This is a genomic window from Streptomyces sp. NPDC012835, assembly GCF_042900885.1.
Lineage (GTDB): Bacteria > Actinomycetota > Actinomycetes > Streptomycetales > Streptomycetaceae > Streptomyces.
Genome location: NZ_JBIBBW010000001.1, coordinates 528,392 through 552,546, shown reverse-complemented (window position 1 = coordinate 552,546; position 24,155 = coordinate 528,392). Strand labels below are relative to the sequence as shown.

22 protein-coding genes are annotated in these 24,155 nt (G+C 70.8%); 2 read left to right on the top strand and 20 right to left on the bottom strand.

All coding sequences use genetic code 11. The features are described from left to right. Positions 1-66: 66 nt before the first annotated feature. The 9 genes from ACFY6S_RS02250 to ACFY6S_RS02210 all read right to left on the bottom strand — a co-directional run bounded on the left by ACFY6S_RS02250 (position 67) and on the right by ACFY6S_RS02210 (position 9,716). The gene (locus tag ACFY6S_RS02250; RefSeq protein WP_388829589.1) at positions 67-831 is read right to left on the bottom strand and encodes an SDR family NAD(P)-dependent oxidoreductase; all 765 of its coding nucleotides are present in this window, start codon (positions 829-831) and stop codon (positions 67-69) included. 213 nt (positions 832-1,044) lie between these two features. Continuing rightward, complete coding sequence (locus ACFY6S_RS02245) at positions 1,045-1,938, bottom strand: ketose-bisphosphate aldolase (RefSeq protein ID WP_388829586.1); 894 nt, start codon at positions 1,936-1,938, stop codon at positions 1,045-1,047. Positions 1,939-2,036: 98 nt separating this feature from the next. Further along, positions 2,037-2,930, bottom strand: a complete 894-nt coding sequence (locus ACFY6S_RS02240; RefSeq protein ID WP_388829583.1) for an SIS domain-containing protein — start codon at positions 2,928-2,930, stop codon at positions 2,037-2,039. 78 nt (positions 2,931-3,008) lie between these two features. Beyond that, positions 3,009-4,337: an alpha-glucosidase/alpha-galactosidase gene (locus ACFY6S_RS02235; RefSeq protein WP_388829580.1), complete on the bottom strand. Its 1,329-nt coding sequence runs from the start codon at positions 4,335-4,337 to the stop codon at positions 3,009-3,011. After that, positions 4,334-5,308: a carbohydrate kinase family protein gene (locus ACFY6S_RS02230; protein WP_388829577.1), complete on the bottom strand. Its 975-nt coding sequence runs from the start codon at positions 5,306-5,308 to the stop codon at positions 4,334-4,336. The genes ACFY6S_RS02235 and ACFY6S_RS02230 overlap by 4 nt, the downstream gene beginning before the upstream one ends. 57 nt (positions 5,309-5,365) lie before the next feature. Beyond that, positions 5,366-6,289, bottom strand: coding sequence for a carbohydrate ABC transporter permease (locus tag ACFY6S_RS02225; protein ID WP_388829574.1), 924 nt, complete (start codon positions 6,287-6,289; stop codon positions 5,366-5,368). Continuing rightward, complete coding sequence (locus tag ACFY6S_RS02220) at positions 6,286-7,308, bottom strand: carbohydrate ABC transporter permease (protein WP_388829571.1); 1,023 nt, start codon at positions 7,306-7,308, stop codon at positions 6,286-6,288. Before ACFY6S_RS02220 ends, ACFY6S_RS02225 begins: the two co-directional genes overlap by 4 nt. Positions 7,309-7,318: 10 nt before the next feature. Beyond that, positions 7,319-8,659, bottom strand: coding sequence for an ABC transporter substrate-binding protein (locus ACFY6S_RS02215; RefSeq protein WP_388829568.1), 1,341 nt, complete (start codon positions 8,657-8,659; stop codon positions 7,319-7,321). Between the two features lie 238 nt (positions 8,660-8,897). Then, a complete protein-coding gene (locus ACFY6S_RS02210; protein ID WP_388829565.1) occupies positions 8,898-9,716 on the bottom strand; it encodes an endo alpha-1,4 polygalactosaminidase in 819 nt (272 codons plus the stop codon). 287 nt (positions 9,717-10,003) lie between these two features. Here ACFY6S_RS02210 and ACFY6S_RS02205 point away from each other — a divergent pair, with 287 nt between their 5' ends. Further along, entirely contained in the window at positions 10,004-10,762 is a 759-nt protein-coding gene (locus ACFY6S_RS02205) for a DeoR/GlpR family DNA-binding transcription regulator (RefSeq protein ID WP_388829562.1), read from the top strand. Positions 10,763-10,949: 187 nt separating this feature from the next. On the opposite strand, the gene ACFY6S_RS02200 is transcribed toward ACFY6S_RS02205, so the two are convergent. The 6 genes from ACFY6S_RS02200 to ACFY6S_RS02175 all read right to left on the bottom strand — a co-directional run bounded on the left by ACFY6S_RS02200 (position 10,950) and on the right by ACFY6S_RS02175 (position 18,025). Next, a complete protein-coding gene (locus tag ACFY6S_RS02200; RefSeq protein ID WP_388829559.1) occupies positions 10,950-11,336 on the bottom strand; it encodes a hypothetical protein in 387 nt (128 codons plus the stop codon). 178 nt (positions 11,337-11,514) lie between these two features. After that, a complete protein-coding gene (locus tag ACFY6S_RS02195; protein WP_388829556.1) occupies positions 11,515-12,930 on the bottom strand; it encodes a cellulase family glycosylhydrolase in 1,416 nt (471 codons plus the stop codon). 141 nt (positions 12,931-13,071) lie between these two features. Then, complete coding sequence (locus ACFY6S_RS02190) at positions 13,072-14,181, bottom strand: cellulose binding domain-containing protein (protein ID WP_388829733.1); 1,110 nt, start codon at positions 14,179-14,181, stop codon at positions 13,072-13,074. 445 nt (positions 14,182-14,626) lie between these two features. Further along, a complete protein-coding gene (locus tag ACFY6S_RS02185; protein ID WP_388829553.1) occupies positions 14,627-15,718 on the bottom strand; it encodes a Gfo/Idh/MocA family protein in 1,092 nt (363 codons plus the stop codon). A gap of 145 nt (positions 15,719-15,863) precedes the next feature. Beyond that, on the bottom strand, positions 15,864-16,745 hold the full coding sequence (locus ACFY6S_RS02180) for an aldo/keto reductase (protein ID WP_388829550.1): 882 nt from the start codon (positions 16,743-16,745) through the stop codon (positions 15,864-15,866). Positions 16,746-17,212: 467 nt separating this feature from the next. Then, positions 17,213-18,025: an MBL fold metallo-hydrolase gene (locus tag ACFY6S_RS02175; protein ID WP_388829730.1), complete on the bottom strand. Its 813-nt coding sequence runs from the start codon at positions 18,023-18,025 to the stop codon at positions 17,213-17,215. Between the two features lie 202 nt (positions 18,026-18,227). Between ACFY6S_RS02175 and ACFY6S_RS02170 the strand changes: the two genes are divergently transcribed. Further along, on the top strand, positions 18,228-18,623 hold the full coding sequence (locus ACFY6S_RS02170) for a MerR family transcriptional regulator (protein WP_388829547.1): 396 nt from the start codon (positions 18,228-18,230) through the stop codon (positions 18,621-18,623). 17 nt (positions 18,624-18,640) lie between these two features. Here ACFY6S_RS02170 and ACFY6S_RS02165 read toward each other — a convergent pair whose 3' ends face one another. From ACFY6S_RS02165 to ACFY6S_RS02145, 5 genes are all read right to left on the bottom strand, one after another. After that, on the bottom strand, positions 18,641-19,186 hold the full coding sequence (locus ACFY6S_RS02165) for a transposase family protein (protein ID WP_388829543.1): 546 nt from the start codon (positions 19,184-19,186) through the stop codon (positions 18,641-18,643). Positions 19,187-19,313: 127 nt separating this feature from the next. Then, entirely contained in the window at positions 19,314-20,180 is an 867-nt protein-coding gene (locus ACFY6S_RS02160) for a helix-turn-helix domain-containing protein (RefSeq protein WP_388829540.1), read from the bottom strand. Positions 20,181-20,619: 439 nt separating this feature from the next. After that, the gene (locus ACFY6S_RS02155) at positions 20,620-21,345 is read right to left on the bottom strand and encodes a dienelactone hydrolase family protein (protein WP_388829537.1); all 726 of its coding nucleotides are present in this window, start codon (positions 21,343-21,345) and stop codon (positions 20,620-20,622) included. Positions 21,346-21,700: 355 nt separating this feature from the next. Next, a complete protein-coding gene (locus ACFY6S_RS02150) occupies positions 21,701-22,738 on the bottom strand; it encodes an L-idonate 5-dehydrogenase (protein WP_388829534.1) in 1,038 nt (345 codons plus the stop codon). Then, a complete protein-coding gene (locus tag ACFY6S_RS02145; RefSeq protein WP_388829531.1) occupies positions 22,735-24,132 on the bottom strand; it encodes an MFS transporter in 1,398 nt (465 codons plus the stop codon). Before ACFY6S_RS02145 ends, ACFY6S_RS02150 begins: the two co-directional genes overlap by 4 nt. Positions 24,133-24,155 lie beyond the last annotated feature (23 nt).

The following is a 24,155-nucleotide window of genomic DNA, read 5'->3' as shown; positions in this document are numbered from 1 at the left end:
TACGCCGTGCCGCCGGTCGCGCCGGGGGTGCCCCGCGGCGAACCCGGCGGCGCGGGACGGCGCTTCTCAGACGGCGGACCAGCCGTTGTCCACCGGCAGGATCGTGCCGTTGATGTTGGAGGCGGCGTCGGAGGCCAGGAAGACGATGGCGGCGGCCTGTTCCTCCGCGGTGGCCACCTTGCCGGCGAGCCCGAGGTAGGGGGAGAGGGCGGCGGGGCCGCGCGCGTCCTTGCGGGCGTCGACCCGGATGGCGGTCGCGGTGGCGCCGGGGGCTATGGCGTTGGTGCGGATGCCCTGGCTCCGGTACATCACCGCGAGCGACTTCGTCAGCCCCACGACGCCGTGCTTGGAGGCCGTGTAGGCGGCGCCGGCGGCGCTGCCCCGCAGACCTGCCTCGGACGCGGTGAACACGATCGCGCCGCCGCCCGCCGCCAGCATGTGCGGCACGGCGGCACGGGTCAGCAGGAACGGGGCGGTCAGATTGACCCTGATGACCAGCTCCCACTCGGCGTCGTCGGTCTCGTCGAGGGCCGACATGCGGTCCATGACACCGGCGTTGTTCACCAGGACGTCCAGACCGCCCAGCTCCTCCAGAGCCGTGGCGACGACCCGGTCCACCACCCGCTGGTCGCTGAGGTCGCCGACGACCGCGCGGGCGGTGCCTCCGGCGCTCCCGATCGTCGCGACGGTCTCCTCGGCGCTCTCCCGGTTCAGGTCCGCGACCAGGACCCGCGCCCCTTCCCGGGCGAACATCAGCGCCGCGGCGCGGCCGATCCCCGATCCCGCTCCGGTGATCACCGCGGTGCGTCCCTGAAGGCCCGTGCTGGTCATTCCGTGCTCCGTTTCCCGCGTGGCTGTGAAGGCGTCCGCGCTCACGGGGGCCAGCCAAACACAAGCGAATTAATTGAGTCAAGCAACTAGCTGATCGGGTGCCTCCCGCCGTCCCCGCCCCGGTCGGAAACGGCCCGGCCCCGGCCCCCGACGTGCGGACCAACAGCGTCCGACGTGCGGGGACCGGGGCCGGGGCGGCGGCGGGCCCGTGGCTCAGCCGCGGGCCGGGTCGTGCTCCTGCTCACGCTCCGCGTCGTCCGCGTCCGGCTGCCGCGCGTCCGGCCCTTGCCCGAGCAGCCGCAGCAGCCGGGCGACCTCCTGGGCCATCGCCTCCCGCGCGGGCCGCAGATAGGCGCGCGGATCGACGGTCGGGGGCTGCGAGGTGAGCCGGGCGCGCGCCGCCGCGCTGAAGACGGTGTTGAGATGCGTGGCGATATTGATCTTGCGCATCCCCGCGTGCACCGCGGCGGTCAGATTGCTGTCGGCCACGCCCGACGAGCCGTGCAGCACCAGCGGTACGGGCACCGCCGCGCGCAGTTCGCGGATGAGATCCAGGTCGAGCCGCGCGGTGCGACGGGTCATCTGGTGGGACGACCCGACCGCGACGGCGAGCGCGTCGACCCCGGTGTCGGCGACGAACCGGGCCGCCTCGCCCGGATCCGTCCGTACCCCGGGGGTGTGGGCGCCGTCCTTGCCGCCGATCGCGCCGAGTTCCGCCTCGACCCACACGCCCCGCTCGTGACACCACTGGCTCATCTCGTGGGTACGGGCGACGTTCTCCTCCCAGGGGAGGTGGGCGCCGTCGTACATCACGGAGGTGAAGCCGCGCTCGACCGCCTCCTTGATCAGTCCGGTCCCGGTCGCGTGGTCCAGATGCAGGGCGACGGGTACGGAGACCGAGGCGACGGCCTCGTGCGCGGCGGCGGCGAGCGGCCCGAGAGCACCCCGGTAGGCGACGGCGTTCTCGCTGATCTGGACGATGACGGGCGCGTTCGCCTCTTCGGCGCCCGCGAGGACGGCCTCTAGCTGTTCGAGGAGGACGACATTGAACGCGCCGACGCCGTGCGCCGCTTCGTTGATGATGTCGCCGGTGGGGACGAGTGGCATGTTCTGCTTCCCGTGAAGGACGGAGGATGGAGGACAGAGGGTCGGACGGCGGATGGCGGACCGGGACGACGGGACGCCGCCCGGTGCTGTCGCCGGTGTCAGCCGGTCTGGTCCAGCACCACCGAGCGGGTCAGGTGCGTCGGCTGGTCGGGGTCGCGCCCGGCCGAGGTGGCCAGCTCGACCGCGAGCCGCTGGATGACGACGAGTTCGGCCAGCGGGTCGAGGCTCCCCTGGCGCAGGTGGGCACCCGTGGCGCCGATCTGCTCGGCCAGCGGAGCGGGCAGCGGCGAGAGCCCCCAGACCGCGCGGCCCGGCGCGGCCACCGCGATGGGTCCGTGGCGGTACTCCATGAGGGAGTACGACTCGGTCCACCAGGCCGCCGCCTCGCGCACCTTCAGCGCCGCCTCGGCCGCGATTCCGACGCTCCAGCCGGAGCCGAGGAAGGAGATCTGCGCGGCCCCGAGCAGTTCGGGCTCGATCTCGGTGGTGAGCGCCGTGGTGACGTCGGCGAGCGCGCGGGCCGTGCTCTCGCCCAGGTGGGCACGGAGCAGCAGGAGCTGGGTGGTGGGGAAGCGGGTCTGGACCACGGAGCGCTCGTCCGCGTAGTCCAGGCAGATCACGTCGTCGGCAGCCGCGGCTGCCGGGGAGTCACCGACCGCGGTGATCACGGTCGTACGGACGCTCGGCGCGAACTGGTCGAGCGCGGAGAGCACTTCGGTGGTGGTGCCGGACCGGGTCAGGGCCAGCACCCGGTCGTAGGCGCGGGTCGACCGCACCTCGGAGGCCGGGAAGGCGTCCGTCAGACCCAGCCCGGCCTCCTCCCGGAGGTGCGCGTACGACTGCGCCATGAACAGTGAGGTCCCGCAGCCGATGACGGCCACACGCTCGCCCGGCGCCGGCAGGGCGGCGGAGTGCTGGGGAAGCTCCTTGACGACCCGCTCCCAGCAGTCGGGCTGGGAAGCGATCTCTTGGCTGGTGTACTGCTCAGACATGGTTCTCCGATGGGGTGGGCGCGCCGGACGGGCGCGGGGAGACGAGAGGGGTACGGATACGGGTACGGGCGGGCCGGGTCAGTGGCCGAGCGTCGCGCGCAGCGAGGGCTGGAGCAGCTTCGCGTGCGCGCGCACCATGTCGTCGCACAGGTCCCAGATGCGCTCGACGGGCAGGGCGGCCGCGGTGGCCGGGTCGGCCATGGCCGCCTGCCGGATGGACCGGGGGTCATCCTCGATTGCTGCCCGCACGACCAGCTCGTTCATGCTCAGATACCCCCGGTTGAGCGCCGCGCACTGCGCGGGCAGCGCGCCGACCCGGGTGGGCTGCACACCGTTGCCGTCCACCAGGCAGGGCACCTCGACGGTGCCGGTCGACGGCAGATTGTCGATCAGCCCGTGGTTGGGCACGTTGCCGTAGACCGTGCGGGGCGTGCCGGTCGTGATGCTGTGGATGATCTGGGGCGCGTACTCCATGGTGCCCTCGACGGTCAGAGGCGTCCCGGCGGCCAGCGCGTCGCGGGTCTTCTCGTACTCGGCGACGTTCTCCTCGACGATGCCGAGGTAGGCGCCGACGGGCAGGCGCAGCCGTTCGATCTCGCTGTCGTGGTGCAGGTACCAGGGGACGTACTCGGAGGAGTGCTCGCTCGTCTCGGTCGGGTAGTAGCCGAGGCGCCGGTACATGTCGACGCGCACCCGGCGCCGCAGCTGCGGGTCCTTCTCGATGAGGGCGTCCAGCCGCGGGTAGAGGTCGGTTCCCTGGTGTTCGAGACGCAGCACCCACGCCTGGTGGTTGACCCCGGCGGCCCGGTAGGTGACCTCTTGGTGGGGGACACCGAGCAGGTCCGAGAGGTCGCGGATGGTCCAGTACACCGAGTGGCACAGACCGACCACGCGGGTCAGCCCGGTGGCGCGCGTGAGGTACTGGACGTTCATCGCCATGGGGTTGGTGTAGTTGAGCAGCCACGCGTCGGGGCAGACCTCGGCGATGTCCTCGCCGAGCGACTTGAGCAGGGGGAAGGTGCGCAGCGCGCGGAAGATCCCTCCCACGCCGAGGGTGTCCCCGATGGTCTGGCGCAGACCGTGGCGGGCGGGGACGTCGAAGTCGGTGCGCGTCGACTCGCCCATGCCGACCTGGACGATGTTGATGACGAAGTCGGCGTCCTGGAGGGCCGCGCGCCGCTCGGCGTGGGCCGTGATGCGCGGGGTGGCGCCGCCCGGGACGGTCAGCCGGTCCGCGATGTGGCGGGCGGCGCCGTGGGCGGTGTCGAGCCGCTCGCTGTCGATGTCGTGCAGGGCGATATGGGCGCCCTGCAACTCGGGGAAGGCGAAGATGTCGGCCAGCAGGCCCTGGGTGAAGACGACGCTTCCGGCGCCGATGAAGGCGATTTTCGGGTGGCTGAGGGTCATGAGTGGTTCTTTCCGTTGCGGGCGACGGCCGTTCGGGCCTCGTCCCAGGTGGGCTGGGCGGCGGTACCGCCGTGTGCCCGGGTGGACAGTGCGCCGCAGGCGGCGGCGAGTTCGATAGCTTCCGCGGTGGGCAGACCGCGCAGGACCGCGGCGACGAAGCCGGCGTCGAAGCTGTCCCCGGCGCCGACGGTGTCCAGCGGCCGGGCGGCGATGCCGGGGGTACGGGTGAGGGTGCCGCCGTCGTGGGCGAGGGCGCCCTCGGCTCCGTCCTTGACGACCACCAGCGGTCCCCGGGAGGCGAGTCGGCGGGCGGCGTCGGCCAGGGAGGCCGGGGCGTGCCCGGCGTCGGCGGTGGTCGCGAGAGCCAGCGCCTCCTGGGCGTTGGGCAGCAGGAAGTCGGTGACGGCGAGCGTCGCGTCGAGTGTGCCGGGGGCCCACTCGCCCGACGGGTCGTCGTTGGTGTCCAGGGAGGTGGTCGCGGAGTGTGCGCGGGCCCTGCCCAGCAGGTCCGGCAGCGCGGCGGCGAGCTTGGGCAGCAGGAAGTAGGAGGCCGCGTGCACGTGCCGGCTGCCGGTGAGCAGTTCGTCCGGCACGTCGGCGGGTCCGGTGGCGCTCAGGGTGCCGGGGGAGGTGAGGATCGTACGGTCGCCGTCGGCGCGGGTCACGACCACGGTGAGCGGTGTGGGCAGGCCGGGGTCCACACGCAGCGCGCCGGTGTCGACACCCCGGGCGTTCAGCGCCGTACGGACGAAACGCCCCGACTCGTCGTCCCCGACGCGCCCCGCGAAGGCGACCTTGAGCCCGAGCCTGGCCGCTCCGCAGGCCATGATGGCGGCGGAGCCGCCGAGGGTGAGCACGCCGGTGTCGACGAGTTGTTCGCGCTGCCCGAAGGCGAGCGGCGCGTCGAGCGGTCCCAGAACGATGTCGGGGTTGGCGTCCCCGATGACGAGCAGGTCGAAGGTGTGTGACATACGGCTTTCCCGTTGGTTGCGGACCTGGCGACGGATGGGTCGGTGTGCGCGGCGGCCTCAGCCCTTGAGACCGCTGGAGGTGATGGACTGGATGAACGACTTCTGGGCGAAGAGGAAGGCGAGCAGGACCGGCAGGACCGTGATCACATTGCCCGCCATGACCGCCGACCACTGGGTGTGGTGCAGTCCCTGGAAGGTCGTCAGTCCGAGCTGGAGGGTGTATTGGGTGTCGTGGTTGATCGCGATCAACGGCCAGGACAGGTCGTTCCAGGTGGTCAGGAAGGTCAGGACCGCCACGGTGCTCAGGGCGGGCCGTGACAGCGGCAGCACGATGAAGAACAGCACCCGCAGCCGGGAACAGCCGTCGATCCACGCGGCTTCCTCCAGCTCCCTCGGCAGGGAGAGGAAGAACTGCCGCAGGAGGAACACCGCGAACGGTGTGACCAGCGAGGGGACGATCAGCGCGCCCAGGGAGTCGATGAGGCCGAGACGCTTCATCACCAGGAACGTGGGGATCATCGTCAGCTGGAACGGGATGGCCATCGTGGCCAGCATCAGTCCCAGCAGCAGCCGGGAGCCGGCGAACCGCATCCGGGCGAAGGCGTAGCCGCCGAGCGAGCCGAGCAGCAGGTTGGACGCCACGGCGACCGCGGAGACGATCAGTGAGTTGGCGAACCAGCGCGGGAACAGCGCGTTGCCGATCACATAGCGGTAGCCGCCCAGATTGATCCGGGAGGGCCACAGGGCCGGGGGGAACCGGTTGATCTCCGCGTTGCTCATCACGGAGCTGAGCAGCAGCCAGATCAGCGGAATCGCGAAGAGCGCGGTGAGCGGGACGAGCAGCAGATGCCAGCCGCTGAACGGCAGCCACCGGCGGCGTCGCGCCGTTCCGTCGGACGGCCCGCCGGCGGAAGGTGAGGAGGAGGAAGGGGATGAGGAAGGGGAAGAGGAGGGAGAGGGGACAGTGGTCGTCGCCGTCATCGTGCGGCTCCTTCGAGGCGGTCGTTCGCCCGCGCCCGGCCCCGTACGGCCCGCAACACCCGCGGGGCCACACCGAGGACGAGCAGGACCAGCGCCAGCGCGTAGGCGGCCGCGGCCCCGTAACCGGCGGTGAAGTTCTTGAACGCCTGCTCCCAGATGAAGTAGACGATCACCGTGGTCGAACCGAGCGGTCCGCCCTTGGTCGTCACGTACACCAGGTCGAAGACCTGGAGCGCGTTGATGGTCTGCCACAGCAGCAGGAACACCAGGACCGGCGTCAGCGCGGGGAGTGTCACATGGCGCAGCAGATGCCACCGGCCGGCGCCGTCCAGCCGCGCTGCCTCGATGAGCGAGGGCGACACGTCCTGGAGCGCGGCCAGTGTGACCACCACGCAGAAACCGGTGCCGCTCCACACCGAGATCGCCACCAGGACGAGCAGGGCCTGTGCCGGGTCGGTGAGGAAGCCCTGCGAGGAGATGCCGAGCTGGTGCAGTACGGAGTTGGCCGCCCCGAACTCCGGGTCGAGGATGAAGGAGAACAGCACTCCCTGCGCCGTCGCCGAGATGACGAACGGCACGAAGATCAGCGTGCGGTACAGGCCCACCAGCCGGATGCGCTGGTTCAGTACGAGGGCCAGCAGCAGCCCCAGACCGATGCTCAGCGGCACATACAGCGCGGTGTAGAGCAGTGTGTTGCGTACGGCCTGGCTGAAGTGCGGGTCCTGTACCAGCGCCCGGTAGTTGCCGAGGCCGACCCAGCGGCTCGGTGTGACCAGGTCGTCGGCCTGGAAGGACAGCAGCAGGGACCAGGCGACCGGGACGACGCTCAGACCGAGGATGACCAGGACCGAGGGCGACACGAACGCCCAGGCCGTAGCGGTCTCCCCGCGCAGCCGGCGTCGCAGCGCGCGCGGTGACGGCTGCGCGGGGACGGTGTCGGCGGCGTGGGCGCCGGCGGGTTCGGTCGGGTGGTCATGTGCGTCGTCCGGCAGCGTGAGCGGAGTGGGCAGGCGCGGCATCGTATTCCTCTCAACGCGGGATGAGCAGGGCGGCGTTGGCCTCGTCGGCACAGGTGCGCAGCGCCTTGACCGGCGTGCTCCTGCCGAGCAGTACGGCCGCGATGGCCTGCCCGAGCGCCTGCGAAATCTGTGGATAGGCCGGGTGGACGGGCCGGACGCGGGCCGTGTCCAGGGCCTGGGTGAACACCTTCAGCCCGTCGGTGTCCGCCTCCTGCTTCCGCCACGCGGGCAGGGCCTGGGTGGTTCGGCTCAGGGGCAGGCTGCCGGCCTGGACGTCCCAGTGAATGTCCTGGGCGGGCTGCGACAGCCAGGTCACGAAGGTGCGCGCCGCCCGCACCCGCGCCGGGCCGTTGTCGAACACGGTCCAGGTGTCGGGGCCCGATATGGTCAGCGGCTTTCCGCTGTAACTGGGCAGCGGGACCACGTGGTAGTCGATCTTCGCCTGGTGCACGTCGGGCAGTTGCCACGGTCCGGTGAGGACCATGCCCATCCGGCCGGACAGGAAGACCTGGTACATCTGCTCGCTGCCGGCCTTGGGGTCGATGTAGACGCTCTTGTCCTTCGCGAGCGACGCCACCGTCTCCAGGGCCCGTACACCGGTTTCGGCGAAGCCGATGTGCTGTCCGTCCTCGCTGACGACCTCGCCGCCGAGGTCCCACACCATCGGCCAGAGCCGCCACACGGTGTCCTCGTCGCCCACACCGGGCCAGCCGGTACCGAAGGTGCCGCGCGCCCGGTCGGTGAGTTTCCTGGCCGTCGCCACGAACTCGTCCCAGGTCCAGCCGGGTTCGGGGAGCGGCAGACCGGCGTCGCGAAAGAGCTTCTTGTTGCAGATGACGGCGAGCGAGTCGAGCAGCGCGGGAGCCGCCCTTACCTGCCCGTTGAGGGTGACGGCCTCGCGCGCGGGCCGCCAGAAGTCCTTCCAGGGCACGCCGCCGGAGCGGAGCGTGTCGGTGAGATCCACCACCGAGGGGCTGCGCGCGACGCTGGCCAGGTCCGAGCCGAAGACATAGGCGACATCGGGGAAGGAGCCGGATGCGAGCGCCGCGGTGATCTTCTGGAGCATCGCGTCGGCCAGGACCCCGCCACCGGAGTCGACCCGGATGCCCGGGTGGGTGCGGTTGAACTCGGTCGTCAGCGCCTCGATCGCCTTGCGGCCGGTGCCGGTCTGGCCGTGCCAGAGCTCGACGGTGACCGTCCCGTCGGCTCCGACGCCGTCGTCGGCGGCCGTGCCGCAGCCGGGGAGCGCTGCGGTGGCGGCGGCGCCGAGCGCCAGCCCGGTGCCCCGGCGCAGGGCCGTACGGCGCGAGAGTCCGGCGGAAGCGCCGGGAATACGGTGTGCAGCGGCCATATGAGCCCCCAGGGAAAACGCGAAGCGGCACGTTGTGCGCGGTGTGCTGGATGAGTGTGGTGTCGGGAGACGCGTCCCGTGGCGGGCGCGTACGACACGCGGGGGCGCTCCGGACGCGGAGCCGGGCCCGTGAGGGGAAGCGGTGCCGTGGGGGCCCGGGCCCGGCGCGTACCGCCGCGAGGTGCGGCTACGCGCCGGGCCCGGCCGGGCCGGTCGCCGGCCCTGGTGGTGGAGCGTCTCAGCAGGTCTTGCGGACGTACGAGCTGCTGCCGGGCGCGGTGACGTTCACATCGCGCAGTACGACGCTCAGGCTGTCACCGAAGCCGGAGCACGTCTGCTTGAAGTACTTCTCCTTGTACTCGATCACGATCACGTTGTTGCCGAAGCCCTCGACGTAGTCGCCGCACTCGTCCCACTCGCCGCACTCCTCCGCGACGGCGAAGTCCAGGCCGGTCTGCGCACGCTGCGTCGAGAAGTTCGCGGTGTTCTTCTGCGCGATCGCCAGGCCCTTCTGGTGGGCGTAGTCGGAGAGCAGCTTGACGTACGCCTTGGCGTTCGCCTCGCTGATCTGGCTGAACCGGTCGAAGGTGTCCAGATTGTCGGGCTCGACCGCGTTGAAGCCCTTGCTCGCGCAGGTGTCTATCCAGGAGTTCACCTTGGCGGCGATCAGCTTGCGCTTCGCGTCGGTCCGGATGTCGAGGATGGCCTCGCCCCAGCCGTCGTCGTAGACGACATCGCCACTCGAGTCGCGCAGCAGCAGGTCGCCCCACTCGCTCTCGGCTCCCGGCTGGGCCTGGAAGGCGTTGACATAACAGATGTTGTAGAGGCCCGCGGCCGGCGAGGCGGTGTAGTCACGGCTGACGACCTTCACCCCGGTCGGCGGGGTGTACGCCTGGCCGATCTGGTAGTCGAAGTTGCCGTGGACCGGCGGCAGGGTCACGGCCTGGGCCGCCGCGACGGCGGTGGGGGAGACGAACAGCGGCGTGATCACCGCCGCCGTCACGGCCGCGGCGGCGGCGACGAGTCTGCGGGATCGGACACGGTTGACGAGGGGCATCTTGAGCTCCAGAAGATGGGGGGTACGTCCCCGCCTCGGACCACCGCACGCGGCGTGGTGATCCTGGCGACTGTGTCCGGACTGGCGGTCCGTGGACCGCGTTACCGGCTGGGCGTACCTCTGGCGCCGGTGCTCAGCTCTGGCGTTGGATGGAGTAAAGCGAGCAAGTTTCGGCATGTCAACAGATCGAAGATGCGCACTTTGCTCATATGGGCAGCCGATCGAGCCGTTCGGCGGACCGGGAAAACCCCGATCTGCGCTTCTACGCGCGGGTCTATGCTCATCCCATGCTGAAAACTGAGCGCCATGCGCGAATACTTGAGCATGTCTCCGCGCGGGGCGGCACCAATGTCAACGAGCTGTCGCGGCTGTTGAACGTCTCGGGGGCCACCGTCCGGCGTGACCTGCAACAGCTGGCGCGGCTGAACCTGCTGCGCCGCACGCACGGCGGGGCGCTGGTCGGCAGCGTCGGACCGGAACTCCCGGTCCAGCACCGTACGGATCACTGCCGGCCCGAGAAGCAGGCCATCGCCAAGGCCGCGGTCGCGCTGGTGCCGGAGGGCGCGGTCGTCGGCATGACCGGCGGGACCACCGTCACCGAGATCGCGCGCCTGCTCGCCGCGCGCGGCCCGGTGACCATCGTGACCAACGCCGTGAACATCGCCGCCGAGATGGTGCTGCACAAGGACGTCACGCTGGTCGTCGTCGGCGGCTACGCCCGTACCGCGAGCTACGAACTCGTCGGACCCATCGCGGAGAAGACGCTGGCCGACCACCACACCGATATGACCTTCCTCGGCGTGGACGGGATCAGCGCGGCCCACGGCTGCACCACCCACGACCAGCTCGAAGCGGCCACGGACCGTGCCTTCGCCGACAGCAGCAGCCGGACCGTCGTCGTCGCGGACCACTCGAAGATCGGGAAGGTCACCTTCGCGAAGATCTGCCCGCTGGCCGCCATCGACCACCTGGTCACGGACGGGGCGGCGCCCGCCGACCACTTGGAGCGCATCGCCGACACGGGCGTCCCGGTCACGGCGGTCTGACCCGTCACGCGGTCCGGCCCGGACGGGACGTCATCGGGCCGGGGCCCCGTCCGGAGCGGGCCGGGGCTCCCGCTGACACGGGGCACGGGGAGGCGGGGGTACGGGATACACGGGGCACGGGGAGGCGGGGGTACGGCGGAAGCCGGCGGGCCCGGTCGGCCCGCCGGCTGCGCGGTGCCGGGGAGCGCTACACCGTCGCCGGCTCCGGGGCGTCGGCGGTGTCCGTCGCTTCCTTCGGCTCGGCCTTCGCCACAGCCTTCGCGGAGCTCTTGGCCGGGGCGCTCTCCGCGACCGGCTCGGCCTCGTCGGCGTCCTCCGCGCTGCCGGCTGCGCCCTCGACGATGTCGAGGAAGCGGCGGATCGTCGTGACGGACAGGTCGAGCTCGTCGGAGGCGTCCAGTTCGCTCCCGAAGACCTCGACCGCCTCCGCCACGGCCTCGGCCAGCTCGGCCTCGGCCTTGCGCAGTTTGGCCTCGGCCTTGTCGACGGTGTCGACGACCGCCAGCTGGCGGCGCTGCTTCTCCTGGAGCTTCTGCTTGCGGGATGGACTCTTCTCGGGGGTCTGCGAAGTCATGACCAAGATCATAAACCGCCGCCGCCGAACCTGAAAATCCCGAACTGACGTCCGCGAGAAGGCTGTTCCACCCCGCCGCCGCACCACCGCCTCGGCGGTGCCGGCCGCTCCCGGGTCGGGGCGTACGGCGGCACGGACGGGCGAGCGGCGCGGCGGCCGGGCCGACCAGGGACGGCGCTCAGAGACGGTCGCAGGAGGTGGAGTTCAGGGTGAACGCCGACGGTGTGCTGGTGCCGCCCGCCCCGGACGCGGTGAAGCCGAGGGCGACGGAGGCGCCGGGAGCGATGACCGCTGTGTACGAGGCCGAGGCGGCGCTGACCGAGGAGCCGCTCTGCGAGGAGGTGGCGCCCCACATCTGGCTCACGCGCTGACCGTCCGGGAAGGTCCAGCCGAGCGTCCAGCCGTTGACGGCGGTGCTCCCGGTGTTACGGATCACGACCTCCCCCTGGAAGCCGCCGCTCCACTGGCCGCTGACGGTGTAGCCGACCGCGCAGGTGTTCCCCGTACCGCCGCCTCCGCCGCCTCCACCGGACGAACCGCCGTACACCGCGGCCTGCTTGGCGGTGGCGGCGATCCCGTCGGTGCCCTTGAAGATGCGCTGACCCCAGGAGGTCAGGGTGTTCGGGTTGAAGCCGGTCGCCATGTCGAGGTACTCCACACCGCCGCCGTTGCCACTCCACGACCAGCCCAGATACCCAAGCTTCAGGGAGCGCGTGGTGGCCATGATGGCGTCCTCGTCCGGATCGCCGTCCGAGTGCATGTCACCGAACTCGCCCACCAGGATGGGCAGTCCCGCTGAGACGAAGGCGTTCAGGTACGAGCTGACCTTGGCCGCGGTGTCGAAGACGCCGTACATGTGGATCGAGAACATGGTGTTGCGCAGAGGGTCGGCGGCGAAGACGGAAGCGGCATTGTCCCGCATGGTGAAGGACCAGTCCTGTCCCCAGTTGGGGCCGTCGACCATCAAGGTGTGCTCGAAGCCGGCGTTGCGCAGCTTCTGCACGGCCGCCTTGGTGTCGGCGGTCCAGCCGGTGTAATTGGTGTTGCCGTACGGCTCGTTGCCGATATTGACGATGACGTAGCTCTCCTGGCCGGTCAGTGCGGAACGCACACTGATCCAGTAGTCCGCGGCCCGCGCGAGCGAGACCGCGGCGCTCTGCTCGCCGTACCCGGTGGTGTCGTGCGCCTCCAGCACGCAGATCAGTTTGTTCTGCTTGCACTGGGCGACGATGTTCGCCACGTCGGCCGTGTCGTTCTTGGCCCACTGGTCGCCGGTGCTCAGCACCACGCGGACGGTGTTGGCGCCGAGTGCCTTGATGTCGCCCAGGGCGGCCGTGGTCCGGCTCGGGTACCACGCGTGGGCGTGGTTGACGCCGCGCATGACGAAGTCGTCGCCGTTCGCCTCCAGCAGTCGGCCGCCGCTGACATGCAGCCCGGTGGCGGCGACGGCCGCGTGCGCGGCCGGGGTCTGCGGGCCGAGGACGAGCAGGGCGGACAGGGGTAAGAGGGAGAGCAGGGCGAGGAGCAGGCCGAGCCGGGTGGCCGGGGGAGCGGTGCTCCTTCCCGTGGGAAGCGCGGTGCGGGATGCGCTCATGGGGGATCTCCTGGGGGTGTGGTGTTTCCGGACGGACCGGACGGACCGGACGCGCCGGACGGGCGTCGGACGGGTGGGATGTGCGGGGACCGACGCGCCGCCAACGCCCTTCTGCCGAAGCGGTGTTGGCGGCATGCCGGTTCAGCCGGCGGCGCAGCCTCCGACGGTGGTCGCGGACTGCGCCGGCGCGGGCCGCGACGCGAGGAACCCGAAGGTTGTCGAGGCTCCGGCGGCGAGCGTGCCGTTCCAGGACAGCGCGCCGACGCTCACACCGCCCGATCCGGTGGTGAGCGCCCCGTTCCACACCTGCGTGATCTCCTCGCCCGCCGGCACGGTGAGCCGGACCGCCCAGCCGTTCAGCGGCGCCGGGCCGGTGTTACGGACGGTCACCTCCGCCTGATAGCCGCCCTGCCAGGACGAGACCGTACGGATCGACGCGTCGCACGCGGTGTTCCCCGGCCCGGACGGAGTCGGCGCGGGAGTGGCGGTGGGGGTGGGGGTCGGTGTCGGGCCAGGGGTGCCGGGCGTCAGCAGCGCCGTGAGCGCCGGGTACCAGCGGGCGGCGATCTTGTCGTCGCCGGAGCTGTTCGGGTGCACCCCGTCGTACGTGTCGTCGGCGGTACTGAAACCGCTCCACTGGTCGACCGCGATCACCGGTGACCGCGACGTGCTCCGCCCGGCCGCCCAGTCCGGTATCCGGCTGTTGAGCGCCACCACGCGCTGGGCGCACTCGGCGCAGCTGCTCGGATTCATCGGGATGAGCCGGGCGACCAGGATTCTCATGTCCGGGTTGCTCGCCCGCATCTGCCCGACGAGGGTGTCGTAGGCGGCGAGTATCCGCTCGGGATCGACGTTGCTCCACACGTCGTTGGTGCCGAAGTGCATGACAACGATGTCGGGATGGGTGGCGTCGAGCCAGCCGGGCAGCTGGTTCTGAGCGGCGACCGCGGTCACCAGAGCGCCGCCGTGCCCCTCGTTGTCACCGTCGTACGGTTGCGAGCAGCCCTGCGGGCCGAGGGTGCCGACGAAGTCGATCGAGGTGTGACCGGCGTCCTGGAGCCGGTTCCAGAGCACGGAGCGCCAGCACCCCGGCGAGCCGGTGATCGAGTCGCCCAGCGGCATGATCCGTACGGGGTCGGCCGCGGCCGACGCCGTGTTCCCCGGATGCGCGACGAGCCCGGCCACGGTGAGCGCGGTGAGTGCGAGGACGGCCAGGACCGCCCGTAACGCCGTGTTGTTCCGCATGTCCATGTTCCGCATATCCAAGGTCCCTTCTCGTGTATGCGGAGGCCCAACGAGAAATGGGAGCGCTCCCATCTTGGGGTGGAGCGGTCCGCGTGCGCTGGCCACATCAACCCACTGTTGTCGAAGGCACGTCAAGAGTGCTGACGGAGATCGATTCGCGGAACACAGCTCGGGCCCCGCCCCGCCCCGGGGGACGACCGGCGGACGGGGCGGGGTCCTCTTCGATCCGGCACTGCGACGGCGGCCGAGAATTCCACGTGCTGCCCGGCGTTCATGAGGCAAGTCGCTTGTCGGGGGTGAGGGTGTCGGCTTCCCCGGGACGGATCTTCAGGTCTCCGACGCGGGGTGACTTCTGGCCGATTCGGCAGGGTGATCCGACTGCGGTCCCCGGCGACGTGCGTGGTGTGAGCGCCGAGGGTCCTGGCCGCCGAACTGGCCCACGCGGACGTGGTTACGCCGGGAGAGCCCTGGACGCCTGCTGGATGCGGTCGATGAGGCGGTGCTGGTTGACGGCGTCGGCGAACGTGGTGGCTTCGGTGGTGCCGTTGCTCTTGTCGCCGGCGAACGTGGCGTAGAGGTGGGCGAGGTCCTGGACGCTTTCGTCGAGCGAGGCGTCGGGGAGGGACCGGTACTCGTCCGGTACGGGCAGCACGGTCAACGCCGGTGTGCCGCTGGCGCCGTTCACTCCGTGGAGGGTGTTGTCCTCGGTGTTCTCGAAGGCACGGTCGTTGGTGACACGCAGAACGCCCTCGGTGCCGGTGATGTCGATCTGCAGTCCGGTGGGGAACTTCTGGCCTCCCTCCAACTGCACGGAGAACAGTCCTCCGCTTTCCAGGGTGCCGATGGCCATGGCGGCGTCGGGCTTCGCGGAGGGGACGGTCTTCCCGGTCTCCGCGACGGTGAGCTCGGGGAACTGGGTCGCGGTGATCGCGGTGAGGTCTTTGGGGGGTCCGACGAGCTGGAAGAGGACGTCGAGGAAGTGCCCGCCGTAGACGGACAGGACGTGGGTGTAGTTGTCGACGTCGAAGGTCCAGGCGACCTTGCCCGGCATGACGGGTCCGAACGCGTCCACGCCGACGGAGATGCGGGCGGCGCGCACCTGGCCGACGTACCCCTGGGCGAGGAGGTCGCGTGCGTAGCGGTTGGCGGGTCCGAGGCGGCGCTGGAGGCCGACGATGTGCCGCACACCCTTGGCTTCGGCGAGGGCGAGGAGTTCTTCGGAGTCGGCGGTGCGGGTGGTGAGCGGCCACTCGCTGTAGACGTCCTTGCCGGCCTCGATGGCGGCCTTCACGTACGGGGCGTGCTCCGGGGACGGTGTCACCACCGCCACGAGGTCGATGTCGGGGTCGTTGATCAGGTCGCGGGGATCGTCGTAGGCGCGCGGGATGCCGAACTCCTGGGCCGCCTGCCGCGCCGACGCCTTGCGGCGCGCGGAGACGGCCGCCACCTCGAACTCGGGCAGCGACCGTAGTGCGGGGATGTGCCCGTACCGGGCCCAGCCGCCCGCGCCGATGAGTCCGACCCGGATTGTCTGCTCGCTCATGCTCTGTTCCTTCACGTGTGAGGGGCTGGATGTCAGGCCTCGCCTCGTCCGAGGACAGGGGCGACCGCCATCTGTTCGCCCCGGTGACAGCGCCGGCGACCCGCTACCGGGTCGCGCGGCGAGGGGTCGGCGGAGAACCGGAGGGTTACGCGGCGCCGGTCTTCGCCAGCACGTCGAACTCCTCGTCGGTCAGCTCGATCGTCGCGCCGGCCAGGTTGTCCTCCAGGTGCGCGACGCTGGAGGTGCCGGGGATGGGGAGCATCACGGGTGAGCGCTTGAGGAGCCAGGCGAGGGCGAGCTGCGCGGGGGTGGCGCCGTGCTGTTTGGCCAGCGCGGCCAGTGGGCTGCCTTCGCCGGAGAGCTTGCCGGTGGCCAGCGGGAACCACGGGATGAACCCGATTCCCTGCTCGGCCGACCAGTCGAGCAGATCCTCGGAGGAGCGGTCGGTGAGGTTGTAGAGGTTCTGTACGGAGACGATCGGGGCGATCTGCCGGGCGGCTTCGGCCTGTTCGGCGGTGACCTCGCTGAGGCCGATGTGGCGGATCTTGCCTTCGTCCTGGAGCTTCTTCAGCTCGCCGATCTGGTCCTCCAGGGGGGTGTCGGGGTCGATGCGGTGGAGCTGGAAGAGGTCGATGCGCTCCACGCCGAGGCGGCGCAGGCTCATCTCGGCCTGCTGGCGCAGGTAGGCGGGGCGGCCTACGGGCGTCCACAGGTCGGGGCCCTGGCGGGTGAGGCCGGCCTTGGTGGCGATGACGATGTCGTCGCCGTAGGGGTGCAGGGCCTCGCGCAGGAGCGGCTCGGCGACGTCGGGGCCGTAGCTGTCGGCGGTGTCGAAGAAGGTGACGCCGAGCTCGACGGCGCGCTTGAGGACCCGGACGGCGTCGTCGCGGTTCTTCGGCTGGCCCCAGACGCCGGGTCCGGTGAGCTGCATGGTGCCGTAGCCGAGGCGGTTGATCGTGAGGTCGCCGCCGAGGCGGAAGGTGCCGGAAGCCTCGGCGGGGCGAGCGGTGGGAGTGGAGGCGGTCATGGGGGCGTTCCTTCGGGTCGAGTACGCGTGAGTGCGGTGCCGCGCGTGGGCGGGGCGTGACAAGCCCGCCCACGGACAGCCCTACGATGCATGGTTGACACTAATGTCAAGGTCAAGCCGGGCCGGAAGCGCCAGGATTTCGCCTCTCTCGGGGGCGCGATGCCGCGTGTCCGCGCGGGGTCGGGCATCAGCGCTCGGGAGGGAGGCTCGGCCGAGTGCACCTGGGCGTGTGGGTGACGCTTTCCAGGTGGCTGCCGATGGCGTCCCGGTCGGGGGTCCGAGTGGGGATGCCGCTGTCGATCAGCCCGTGGATCCGGAGCACTCGCTCCGCGAGGCAGCCGCTGTCCGGGCGGCGGGGCGTGATCAATCCCTGCTGCTCGTACACATGCTCATCGGCGAACCGGAAAAGGTCACGAGTACACCAGCACGGTCCCCGCGCCACAACCCTCCTCGTCCGGGGCACGGTGTCAGGCGTCGACCGGGTGCCAGGCGAGGCCGTTTCCGTCATGGCGGGCATGGCCGAAGACCATGTCGGCGAAGTGGACGCCGAAGCCGATCGTGCCGGGCTCCTGGAGTTCGGCGACGAGCCGGCGGCGGAAATCGGCGGACTGGACGGTGTCGTGGTCGGGGGCGGCGGACCACTCGGGGTGGCGGACCTGGATCGGGGAGTGCATCGCGTCGCCGAAGGCGATGAGCCGCTGCTCGCCCGCGGTGATGACGTAGGCGGTGTGCCCGGGGGTGTGACCGGGCACGAGCCGGACCGTTACGCCGGGGAAGATCTCCTGCCCGTCCGCGACGGTGCGGACCTTGGGCGCCATCGCGTCGATCAGGTCCTTGCCCACGCCATGGGCTTCCATGGTGTGGCGCGCGGCCCACTCGTCTTCCGTGAGGAGGTACTCGGCCTGCGGGAAGGCGGGCAGGTCGCTCCCGAGCAGAGGTGGTGCGAGCCAGCCGACGTGGTCGCCGTGCAGGTGGGTGACGGCCACGGCCTCGATGTCCGCGGGGGTGCGGCCGGCGCGGGCCAGGCCCTCCAGCAGGTCGCCGCCGTGGAGTGCCCCGATGGGACTGCCGGGCTCGGCCGCGAGGGACTGAGGGCCGAATCCGGCGTCGATCAGCAGTGCCCGGTTGCCGTGCTCGACCAGGAGCGCGCCGATGGACCCGGTGAGCCGGCCGGTCTCGTCCAGGTACTCGGGATGTGCGGCCCACGCCTCGTCGGTGCTGTCCGGGAGCCAGCCGCGGGGCGAGAACTTCACCGCTCCGTCCGGCACGAAGGTCACCATGGTCTCGCCGAGTGTCAGCGACCGTAGGCCCGAGGGGCGGCGCAGCCGCCCGGCCTGAAGTGAGGGGTTGCTCTTCACGTGTGTGCTCCTTGGCTGACGTCGGACGGAGGACTCGGGGCCGAGCTACGGGTCCAGCGTCTATCCTTGACATTAGTGTCAAGGTCAAATGGGTGACCGCCCGACCGGGAGAAGGAGGGTTCGCGTGCGTATCGGCGAGCTGGCGAAGCTGACGGACACCCCGGCACGGTCGCTGCGCTACTACGAGCAGCAGGGGCTGATCACGCCACGGCGCCTGGGCAACGGATACCGGGAGTACGACGACTACCTGGTGGAACGGGTCCTGCAGATCCGGGGGCTGATCGACAGTGGCATCCCCACGAGGATCATCAAGCAGATGCTGCCGTGCCTGGGCGAGCCCCGCACGATCGTGGTCGAGGACGCCGACCCGGAGCTGTTGGTCGTCCTCGCGCGCGAGCGCGATCGGATGAACCGGCGCATCGAGTGCCTCATCCGCAACCGGGATGCCGTCGACGGTTACATGAGGGCTGTCGCCGAGGCGTCGCCGACCGCGGCTGCGGCCACTGTCGGAGCGTTGTAGCTCCGGGGCTTCCGACCTCAGCTCGACTCTGACACTAACGGGCTGCCCCGCGATCGATATCGGGTGTACCCGCCTGGGGTTCGGCTGGGCGGGTGGCTCTGCGGATCGCGGTCCGGTCGTACATGCGGCCGGGCCGCGCGGCGCCGGAGTACAGGGTGCGCCCCTGCTGGTCGCTGATCGTGGTGGTCTTGATGGTGTTCTGTCTGCGCTTGCCGCAGACGGACGCCCGCCGTCCTGGACGGTGCGCTTGCGGACGTCACACCTGGGTTTCGGGTGCCGTCGATCCGCAGCGTGACGTTCTCCGCCCCGGCGTAGGCGAAAACGTCGGCCGGGGTGCGCAGCCGCAGTCCGGGGCGATCGGGCACGGCGAAACCACGCTCGGCCAGCAGCGGGCGGATCTCGTTGATCGCCCGGCCGATGGTGGACGATCCCACCTCGTAGATCACGGCCAGGGCCTCGTCGGTCAGACCGGTGCGCAGGTGGACCAAGGCGGCCAGCACCCGGTCGGTGAAGGCCAGTTCGTAAGGAGGGGAGAAGGCCGTGCGGACGTGTTTCTTGATCACACGCGAAGAACCCGCACGGCCCTCCTCATGTCACGGCCGAACCGCGATCAGTCGCGGGGCCGTAAGCAGAACAAGCGGCTGTACGAATACGGCGGGCTGCTCCGCAGGCCGTAGCCGGCGTCGGGGTTCAGCCGCCAACCCGTTCCACCGGAATCCACACCTCCGCGTCCGCGTGGGTACCGTCCTCGGACACCCGCGTGCGCGAGAGCGACGGACCCGGCCGGCTCCGGTACGGGTTCGACGGGAACCACTGCGTGTACACATCCCGCCAGAGGTACTGGACCGCCAGCGGGAACTCGCCCGAGGACTCGAACACCGCCCACGTCCCCGGCTCGATGTCGAGGCTCTCCGAAGCCCCGGGCACCTCCGCTTCGCTCATCACCCCGTGGAAGTAGCCGAGTTCGGTGCCCTCGGCATCGTCCGCGGAGTGGTTGCTGACGGCGGCAACTACACCGCTGGGCTCCCCGCCCGCATACTCCTCCCAGCGCCCCAGTGTCTCCTTGCCGATACTCTTGACAAACTCCACGATGGCCGGGTTCATCCCCTCGTAGACCAGCGGGACCTGTGTCCCCCTGCCCACGAGCCTGAACCCGTCCTTCTCCACCACCCGGTACCGCATGCTGCTGCTCCCTTCGACGATCAGCCGGAAGGACATCCGCGGCTGGGAGTGCAGCGCCGCACCCGTCCGCCGCGCCTCGCCGGGGCCGACCCCGTGCACGGCGCGAAAGGCACGCGCGAACGCCTCGCCCGAGCTGTACCCGTACCGCACCGCGACATCGAGCAGCGTCCGCTCCCTGGCGAGCACTTCGGCCCCGGAGAGAGTCAGCCGCCGGCGGCGGATGTACTCGGATAGCGGGATGCCCGCCAGCGCGGAGAACATTCGCCGGAAGTGGTACTCCGACGTCATGGCAATACGGGCCAACTCGGCCGCTTCGATGGGCCCATCGAGGTGGTCCTCGATGTAGTCCATGGCCTGATTCATCCGCTCCAGCACTCCTGGCCGTCCTTCCCTTACTGATCTCCACGCTAGGGAAGTCCCACTGTGCCGGACCCGACATCCTGTGTCCGGTGCGGTCGGGTCAGCTCGCCGCCCGGGTGTCCCGCGTGTCCTCATCACGCGGCTCCGGATGGCGGAGGTCACGCATGCCTGACGGCTCCGGCTTTGTCGTCGTTGGTGCCGCAGTGGCCGACGCCGCGGCCGCCCTCACGCTGCGGGCCGCAGGGTCACACCGGCCGGGTCACGCTGATCGGGGCCGACGACCAGGCGCCATACCGGGGACCACACCGCGATCAATCGCGGGACAGGCCGTAGGTCTGGGTCTCAGCAGGGGGTCATGACGCTCGTACGCCCCCTCGCGCTCATCGGGTTCGTTGTAGCAGACACCGTCACCGCCGTCTCCGACGTGTACGCCCGCACCCTGGTGCTGACCGGATCACTCCGTTACGGGCAGGCACTCGGTGAGCAGGTCGATGACGTCGCGCCAGGCTCGCCGCGCGTGCTGTGGGTGGTAGCCGACGCCGGGGACCGTAGGGTGGTCGACCGGCGGGTGGTGGAAGGCGTGCAAGGCGCCGCCGTAGACCGTGAGGCGCCAGTCGACGCCCGCGGCCTGCATCTCGGCGGTGAACGCCTCCCGTTGCGCGGGCGGCATGATCGGGTCTTCCGACCCGACACCGGCCCACACCGGGCAGCGGATGCGCGCTGCCTCGCCCGGTCGGCCCGTGGTAGTTGCGTTGACTGTGCCGATCGCTCGCAGGTCGACGCCGTCGCGCCCGAGTTCCAGCCCGATGGCGCCCCCGGTGCCGTAGCCGATGGCGGCGATCCGGTCGGGATCGGTCCGCGGTTCGGTGCGCAACACGTCGAGCGCCGCATGCCCGATGCCCCGCATCCGGTCGGGGTCGGCGAGCAGCGGCAGGCAACGCGCCAGCATCTCCTCGGGGTCGCTCACATAGCGCCCGCCGTGAAGGTCGAAGGCCAGCACCGCGTATCCCAGCTCGGCGAGAGCGTCGGCCCGGCGGCGCTCGACGTCGCTGAGCCCCATGCCCTCCGGTCCGAGCAGCACCGCGGGCCGCCGGTCGACGCCGGCCGGCAGCGCGAGGTGCCCGATCATCGTCAGGCCGTCGGCCGGGTACTCGACCGTGCGCGTCGTCATCGTCGTCATGAGACCGGACTGTAGTGATCGCCGAGCCCGGTCGGGCCGGTGTTCTCCGCCGGCGGAACAGCGCGGGAGCGCCTCCGAAGTGCGGCGATCCCTGGGGCGAACGGCACGGGCGCGGCGCCCTGTACGACCCGCTGAACAATCGGCACGTGGACGTGCCACGTCCACGGCCGCAGCGGACGGTCCTCGGACCGGTTCATCCCCGGCCGACCGTACCCTCATGAAGCAGACTCCGGGCTGGACCCGGCCCGATCTCCGCCCCCCGAGGCCGGCCAACGCTGGACCTGGATCGTCATCGCAGCCTCCCAAAAACGCCAGGAACCGATGGCGGGCCCGGCGAAGTCGGGCCCGCCCCCGGTCATGTCCCCTTCGCCTCCCCGCCCAGCCGCAGCATGACCTTGCTGCTCCCGCGCCCGGCGGCCACGGCCAGCGCCTCCGCCGCCTGTTCGAGGGCGTAGCGGTGGCTGATCACGGGCGATACGTCGAGACCCTCCCGCATGGCGGCCAGCGCCTCGTCGATCTCCTCGACGAAGCGGTACGAGCCGATCCAGGTGATCTCCCTGGTCACCAGGGACCCGAGCGCGGCGGGCGCGGCGGCCCCCGGCAGGTTTCCGACCTGTACGAGCGTGCCGCCGCGCGCGGTCGCACCCAGAACGGGACCCAGCGCGGCCGGGGCTCCCGAGGCGTCGAAGGACAGCTCGACGTCCTCGGGCAGCGGCGCGCCCGAGGAGATGTCGACGGTCTCGTCCGCGCCCATGGCCCGGGCCACCCGGAGCGACGACTCGGAGAGGTCGGACGCGATCACCGTGCCCGCTCCCCGGTGCTTCACCGCCGCCACGACCAGCGCCCCGATCGGCCCCGCGCCGTTGACGAGCACGGTCCTGCCGCGCACCTCTCCCGCGCGGTGCACGGCGTGCAGGGCGACGGCGAGGGGCTCGGCGAGTGCGCCGTGCTCCGTACTCACCCCGTCGGGCAGCGGGCGTATCCGGGCCGCGCGGACCACGCGGTACTCGCTGAACCCGCCATCGGTGTGCGGGTCGAGGGCGGCCGATCCGAAGTACCGGACCCGCCGGTGGAGGTTGGTGCGGCCGGCGATCCTGTCGGGCAGCGGCTCGTCCCCCTCCGGCTCCGCGGGATGTACGGTGACGGCCTGACCCTCCGTCAAGTCGTATACGTCCGGGCCGATTTCGGCGATCCGGCCGGCGACCTCGTGCCCGAGCACCAGCGGATGCCGGAGCGCGGCTGTCCCGGACGCGCCGTGTTTCCAGTACGCGACGTCGGAACCGCAGATCCCGCCCCACTCCATGGCGACGAGGACCTCTCCCGGTCCCGGTTCCGGGCGGGGGCGCTCGTCGATCCGCAGATCGCGCGGCCCGTGGACGACTACGGCCTTCACGCGGCGTCCTCCAGACGTACCAGGTCGCGCCCGCGCGTCTCGGGGGCGAGCGACGCGGACACCAGGGTGATCAGTGAGTAGACGACGAGCATCGCGGCGATCGGCCACCAACTGCCGGTGACGGCGGTCAGCGTCGCCGCGACGACCGGGCCGATCGCGGTCGCCAGGATGCCGCCGATCTCCTTGGACAGCGCGAGTTGGGTGAAGCGGGTGCGGGAGCCGAACAGCTCGGCCATCGTCACGCTCTCCAGCGAGAACAGACCCAGGACCCCGACGTTGAGCCCGAGGACCATGCCGAGCATCAGCGCTGAGGTGCTGCCGGAAGAGACCAGCAGCATCATCGGGAAGGCGAAGGCCATGGTCAGCAAGGTCAGGGCGATATACATCGGACGGCGGCCGAAGCGGTCCCCGAGCAGCCCGACCAGGGGCACGGTGAGGAAGCCCAGCAGCGAACCGTAGACGATCGCGTCGGTCGGCACGGCCCGGTCGGCGTGCAGATTCGTGGCGATGTAGCCGACCAGGAAGGTCTGGATCAGCCCCGAGTTCCCGGCCTGGCCGAATCGCAGTCCGAGGGCGAGGAAGAACGCCTTGCCCTTGCGCTGGCGGACACCGGCCTCCAGCACACTCTCCCGCCGCTCTCCCGGGGAGGTGTTGTCGAGAGCGGTCTCCACCTCGGTGCGGGTCATCGCCACACCGTCCACGACATCCGGCCGCTCCTCGAAGACGGGGCTCTCCTTGAGGTTGCGGCGCAGCCAGACCGCGAAGATCATGAGCAGGAAGCTCAGCAGGAACGGCAACCGCCATCCCCACGAGAGCAGTTGATCCTCGCTGAGCACGGCGAGCAGGATCGCCCACAGCCCCGAGGCCGCCAGCGTGCCGGAGTTGGTGCCGAGCGAGACCAGCGACGAGACCAGGCCCCGGCGTTCGGCGGGGGCGTACTCGGCGAGCATGACGGTGGCCCCGGCGATCTCGGCGCCGGCTCCGAAGCCCTGGACGAGACGCAGGACCACCAGCAGGATCGGCGCGAGGATGCCGATCGTCGCGTACGTGGGCAGCGCGCCGATCAGCGTTGTCGAAGCGCCCATCAGCAGGATGGTCAGGAACAGCACCTTCTTGCGGCCGATCCGGTCGCCCATGCGGCCGAAATAGACGGCCCCGGCCAGCCGGGCGACATACCCGACGCCGTAGGTCGCCATGGCGGCGATCAGCCCGATGGCCGGGCTGACATCGGGGAAGAAGATCTTGTTGAAGACGATGGCGGCGGCCAGCGAGTAGAGCTGGAAGTCCATGAACTCCATCGCCGTACCGAGCCAGCCGGAGACGGCGGCTCTGGTGAGGTCGCGCGTGGTGCGCGTCACGGGGCCGGTGGGCGCCGTCCGCGTGGTGTCCGTCATGGTGAACTCCGTTGTTCAGGGCC